Consider the following 6003-nt stretch of genomic DNA (forward strand, 5'->3'; position numbering starts at 1 on the left):
TTTTATTGATCAAAGGCATGGCAAGTTCTCCAGCAAGCGAATATAACATAGACTCCGGCATTTTTACAAAATAAGAGGGTTTGAAGGCCTCTAAACCTAAAGTTGCAGAAATGTTAAAAGAGGGATAGAATTCTGCACGGGCAACTTTAACATCCAATTTTGCGGCCGCTAGATCCAATTCTGCTTTTCTGATATCTGCTCTATTGGCTAATAACTGGGAAGGAATACCACTATGAACCGCGGGTGATATCATCGTTAGAAAGCTGTTCTTATCCCGTGGGATCTTTGCGCAAATCGTCCCAATAAAAGATTAACCCTATTTTCAGTTTCCTGAATATCCTGCTTGATCTCGTACGCTAAGCTTTGTGAATTGAGCATTTCAGCTTTGAATTTCTGAACTGCAAGTTCGGTTGATCTTGCGGCCTCTTTTTGTGCTTGGATAACCTCTAATGCACTTTTTGGAGCTTGATAGTTTCTTGTACGACGTCGAGTTGGTTATCTAAAGCAAGTAACTCGTAGTAGCTGTTGGCCACTTCAGCAACTAAATTTGTCAAAACAAAGTTTTTCCCTTCCATCGTGGAGAGGTAGCGGGCTATTGCGGCCTTTTTTTGATCGTGCAATTTACCCCAGATGTCTATTTCCCAGTTTCCGGTAAGAGCAGCTTCATAATTCATGAGCGGATCAGGGAATTTCTTTCCGGGTGCGATATCAGTACTCGCATCCCCTGCACCCTGACTTGTATAGCGTCCAACTTTTTCCACACCGCTTCCGATTCTCGCTTCAACAGTAGGAAGTAATTGTCCTTGTTTAAACCTAACTTCGCTCTTCGCAATTTCTATCTCTTGCAAAGTGATCATAAGCTCCTGATTGTTTTTCAAAGCTGTATCAATCAGACTGCTCAGGTAATGATCTGAAAAGAAGTCACGCCATGGCGTGACAATCATGTTTGAACTGTCTTGAGATGAAGCTGTCGAGTCATTAAACGCTACAGGAAGTACCTTGTTCTCTTTTACAATTGGAATAGCGGGTACTTTACAGCTTGCGACTATAAAGCACAAAACGGCTATTCCGATCCACTTTCTTATCTTAATATTATACATTGTGATCGATTTCTTCTGATAATGGATTCTCGTCTTCGTAAGACGTTAATTTACTTTTCGATGCAATTTTTCCGAAAATATAGTATAGTCCGGGTATGATGAGTAGACCAAATACGGTTCCTATGAGCATACCGCCGGCGGCAGCACTTCCTATGGTTTTATTTCCAATAGCTCCAGGTCCTGTAGCAAATACCAGCGGAATAAGACCCGCAATAAATGCAAAGGATGTCATCAAGATCGGACGGAATCGCACCCCAGCTCCCTCGATTGCCGCAGCAAGAACCGAACTGCCGGCATTGTGCTTTTGTACCGCAAATTCAATGATCAGTACCGCATTCTTACCGAGCAAACCAATGAGCATAACCATGGCTACCTGCGCATAAATGTTGTTTTCAAGACCTAATACTTTCAGTAAGAAGTATGCGCCAAAATACCTGCAGGTAAAGAAAGTACAACTGCAAGTGGCAAGACAAAGCTTTCGTACTGCGCTGCTAAGATCATGTAAACGAAAGTAAGACAGATCAGAAAGATATAGACCGCTTCGTTTCCGCGGGAAACTTCATCTTTTGAAATCCCTGCCCATTCAATACCGTATCCTCTTGGAAGGGATGCTTTGGCTACTTCAGTAACAGCCTTAATCGCCTCACCACTGCTATATCCAGGGGCCGCAGAACCGCTGATCTCTGAAGAGTTGTACATGTTGTGTCTTGTAATTTCGGAAAGACCATATACTTTTTCCAATGTCATAAATGCCGCATATGGAACCATCTCATCCCGATTATTTTTCACATACAGTTTCAGGATATCATCCGGCTGTGCGCGATATTGCGGCAATGCCTGTACCATGACCTTGTACTGCCGATCATATTTGATAAAACTGGTTTCGTAATTACTTCCTACCAATGTGGATAGTGTACTCATCGCGTTGTCGATCGTAACTCCTTTTTGTTCGGCTTTTTCGTTGTCGATATGCAACATAAACTGAGGGAAACTAGCGCTGTAAAAGGTAAAGACAGATGCCAGTTCGGGGCGTTTACTCAATTCTTTTACAAGATCTTTACTTACAGTTTCCATTTTTTGAAGTCACCAGAACCTGCTTTATCCAAAAGGCGCAATTCAAATCCACCTGCGGCACCGTATCCGGGTACTGCCGGAGGTCCAAAAAATTCAATTGTAGCTCCGGTAATATCTTTTGACTTTTCTTCGAGTTCGTGCATCACGTCCTGAACAGAGTTTTTACGGTCTTCCCAACTCTTTAAGTTGATCAGACAGGTTCCAGTATTAGCTCCGGTACCTTCAGTTAGAATTTCATAACCCGCCAGAGAAGAAATCGATTTTACACCTTCAATCCCCATACCTATTGCCTGAAGTTTTTCGGCAATTTGATTGGTACGTTCTAGAGTAGACCCCGGAGGAGTTTGAATAATGGCATAAAACATGCCTTGATCTTCATTTGGAATGAAGCCAGAAGGTAGGCTATTGTTTAAAAAGAAGATCGCAGAACAAAATGCTGCCAAGAGTACGAATGTGACCAGTCTTTTATTAACAATTTTACGAAGTAGATCTTGGTAACGATTAGCTCCTTTTGTGAAAAGATTATTGAAGCTTGTCAAGAACCTATTTAATGGCGTTTTTTTCTTTGGATGTCCATGTTCATTTTTTAGGATCATGGCGCAAAGCGCAGGTGTAAGTGTTAGCGCAACCACACCAGATAAAATAATGGCTGTGGCCATGGTAATGGAGAACTGCTTGTAAAAGATACCAACAGGTCCTGACATGAATGCTACTGGAATAAATACTGCCGCCATAACCAGTGTGATCGCTACGATAGCCCCGCTTATCTCATGCATCGCTTCTTCCGTCGCTTTGAGAGGTGACAGATTTTTTCCTCCATCTTGGCGTGTACAGCTCAATGACGACAATGGCATCATCGACCACAACCCCAATAGCCATGACCAGTGCAAATAGGGTAATAAGATTGAGGGTAATTCCAAATATAGACATAAACGCAAATGTACCGATCAAAGAAACTGGAACTGCCATAGCAGGAATAAGGGTAGACCTCCAATCTCCTAGAAAGAGAAATACCACGATACCAACTAAGACGAAGGCTTCTAGAAGGGTATGGATAACCTTTTCAATAGATGCATCAAGAAATTTGGAAACATCATAACTGATCTCGTAATCCATGCCTTTTGGAAAGCTCGTTTCTTTTATTTCTGCTAATTTGCTTTTTATGTTTTTAATAACATCACTCGCATTACTTCCATAAGACTGTTTAATAACAATAGCTGCGGAAGGTCTACCATTTAGCGTAGAATAGATATCATACATCGAGCTTCCAAATTCGACATCAGCAACATCTTTTACACGCAGTACTTCACCGCTAGGATTTGATTTCAGGATGATGTTTTCATACCCCTCTTTGGTATTGAAACGTCCTGGATATTTGAGTACATATTCAAATGCTTGTGATCTCTTTCCAGAGCTTTCGCCCGTTTTACCAGGAGAGGCTTCCAAACTTTGTTCATCAAGTGCTTTTAGTACTTCATCAGCAGATATTTTGTAAGCCAGCATGCGATCTGGTTTTAACCAGATACGCATGGCATATTCTCTGTTACCTAGAATGTCGGCAACTCCAACACCATCAATGCGTTTCAGCTCGGATAGGATATTGATATCACCGTAGTTGAAGAGGAAGTTTTGATCGGCTTTGGGGTCCTTACTGAATAAATTGACGTATACGAGCATGTTAGACTCTTCACGGGTTATTTTGACACCTTCGCGAACGACTAAAGGCGGTAATTTATTGATAACAGAGGAAACCCTATTTTGTACATTGACCGCAGCGAGATTGGGATCTGTTCCCAGGTTGAAAATAACCTGAATAGAAGCCTCTCCGTCATTACCTGCATCTGAGGTAATGTATTTCATGCCGGGTACACCATTGATCGCACGCTCTAGGGGGATCAATACCGATTTTACCATCAGCTCGCCATTCGCTCCGGGATACTCCGCCGTTATGTTTACTTTAGGTGGAGAGATGGATGGAAATTGCGTGATGGGCAGTTTGAGCATTGACAATATTCCAAGAAAGACAATAATCAAGGAAATGACGATGGACAGAACTGGTCTATGAATGAATTTATTAAACATCGTTAATTTTTTAGGGGTGAATTATTGAGCGTGTATTTGCAAATGGGACATAACCTCCTGCGGCGCTACAAATTCGAATTTATCTTATCGTCATCTTTAACCTTTTGAACGCCATCGATCAATATTTTATCTGTGGGTGCCAGTCCCGAAGAGATAACATACAGATCAGGAAGGTCATTGCTAATGGTGATGTTTCTAGATTTAACAACTCCATTTTTGTCAATGACAAAAACATAGGTTTTATCCTGAATCTCATAAGTAGCTTTTTGTGGGATTATCAAGGCATGTTTCAGCGTACAAGCATTTGTACACGCCCTGTCTCGCCATTTCTAAGAAGTTTATCTGGATTAGGAAAGCGTGCCCTAAAAGCAATACTTCCTGTTTCATTATTAAATTCACTCTCTATGGTTTCTACTTTTCCTTTGTATTTCAGTAACTGATTGTTTGCAAGAAGTAAATTCACTTCATTGTTGGCTCTATTTTCCGTATTCGTCTGGTAGTCGAGGTATTCAGATTCCGATACATTAAAATAAGCATACACCTGACTGTTGTCGGATAAACTGGTAAGAAGTTCACCTTCATCGACCAAACTACCAAGTTTCAAGGGAATCCGGTTGATGGTTCCTGCGAAAGGAGCCCGAATCTCGGTTGCCGTTACATGAAGTTTTGCCAATGACATTTCTGCTTTGGCCTGATCAACTTTCGCTTGTGCCAACGCCAATTCATTTTTAGAAACGATGTTCTTATCTGCTAATGCTTTCGTATTTTCAAGTTCTATTTCTTCCGCTTTAACTTGTGCCTGCGTTTTGAGATACTCAGCTTCGTAGAATTTAGGCATTATTTTAAATAAAAGCTGACCCGCTTGTACAGTCTGGCCTTCATCGACATAAATCTGTTGTAAGTATCCTTTTTCGAGACCTCGGATCTCGATATTACGGATCGATTGAATCTGGGAGACATAGTTTTTAGAGAGGGTGGTATCAATTAATATTGGATTGGTTACTTGATACTGGACGTTCTCAATCTTTTCTTCTTTTTTTTGGGAACAGCTTGTTAGGACCAATAAGGCATACAGACCTATAAGCATGCCTGTGCTAATTCTTTTCATGGATGAAATAGTTATTAATATATTGTAATAAATTGGGTAATATTCCAGGACGGAAGAGGCTCTTCAGAACACAATGCTAAACAACAGTACAGATAGCGATTGGAAAATATACCATGCTATGATGCCTATTTAAGCTATTTTTTTAATGCTGAAGAGTGGGAGATATCACAGGCGAAGGACGCGCTGTAAAATGTATTTGTTTGTAGAAGTAAAATGCTGTGTCTTAAAAACCGATAGGAGGTTCTTTAAATTTTTAAGAACAAAAATCAGTGCCAGTGCATAACTGAGCAAAGCAATGTTTTTGAAAACAGTAATCGTATGTGATTCAAAAACAAGTTCATCCTCGACATCATCTTCTGTCATTTCATATGTGCGTTCATTTAACGCTTTACTGAAGATGGAATGGATATGTGAACTTTTTATTTTTGTTTCAGGAGACTTGCCTAGGAAGGAAGAAGCAGACCCTGTGCTAGTATGAAAATGACTGTTGGTCAAAACAATTCCATCTCCCTGTAATAGGAATAAATTGAAGATCAGGACCAGTAAATACAGCGCTCTCATATTTGCGGTAAAAGTAGTATCAAGAACGACATGTTACACCATATTAACACTTTTTAACTGTCAGCTTTTTGTAAAAAA

General features: G+C 40.5%; 5 protein-coding genes and 1 pseudogene. All 6 read right to left on the reverse strand.

From position 1 onward, the window contains the following. Positions 1–253, reverse strand: a 253-nt coding sequence (locus tag L950_RS34545) for a TolC family protein (protein WP_231577839.1), incomplete at its 3' end; no start/stop codon positions are given. 193 nt (positions 254–446) lie between these two features. Further along, the gene (locus L950_RS34550) at positions 447–1100 is read right to left on the reverse strand and encodes a TolC family protein (protein ID WP_021189338.1); all 654 of its coding nucleotides are present in this window, start codon (positions 1098–1100) and stop codon (positions 447–449) included. Next, a pseudogene (locus L950_RS36915) lies at positions 1093–4256 on the reverse strand (efflux RND transporter permease subunit). The gene L950_RS34550 and the pseudogene L950_RS36915 overlap by 8 nt, the downstream one beginning before the upstream one ends. A 65-nt stretch (positions 4257–4321) precedes the next feature. Then, positions 4322–4537 carry a hypothetical protein gene (locus L950_RS34560; RefSeq protein ID WP_231577840.1) on the reverse strand — a complete coding sequence of 72 codons (216 nt, stop codon included), beginning with the start codon at positions 4535–4537 and terminating at the stop codon, positions 4322–4324. Positions 4538–4545: 8 nt separating this feature from the next. Then, complete coding sequence (locus L950_RS23845; protein ID WP_231577841.1) at positions 4546–5364, reverse strand: efflux RND transporter periplasmic adaptor subunit; 819 nt, start codon at positions 5362–5364, stop codon at positions 4546–4548. A gap of 165 nt (positions 5365–5529) precedes the next feature. Continuing rightward, positions 5530–5925, reverse strand: coding sequence for a hypothetical protein (locus tag L950_RS23850; protein WP_021189339.1), 396 nt, complete (start codon positions 5923–5925; stop codon positions 5530–5532). Positions 5926–6003 lie beyond the last annotated feature (78 nt).

The organism is Sphingobacterium sp. IITKGP-BTPF85, assembly GCF_001006065.1.
Classification (GTDB): domain Bacteria; phylum Bacteroidota; class Bacteroidia; order Sphingobacteriales; family Sphingobacteriaceae; genus Sphingobacterium; species Sphingobacterium anhuiense.

Bases quoted from the DNA above. Each gene is read 5' to 3' on its own strand.
- L950_RS34550 (WP_021189338.1), bottom strand. From the start codon at position 1,100: ATGTATAATATTAAGATAAGAAAGTGGATCGGAATAGCCGTTTTGTGC.
- L950_RS23845 (WP_231577841.1), bottom strand. From the start codon at position 5,364: ATGAAAAGAATTAGCACAGGCATGCTTATAGGTCTGTATGCCTTATTG.
- L950_RS23850 (WP_021189339.1), bottom strand. From the start codon at position 5,925: ATGAGAGCGCTGTATTTACTGGTCCTGATCTTCAATTTATTCCTATTA.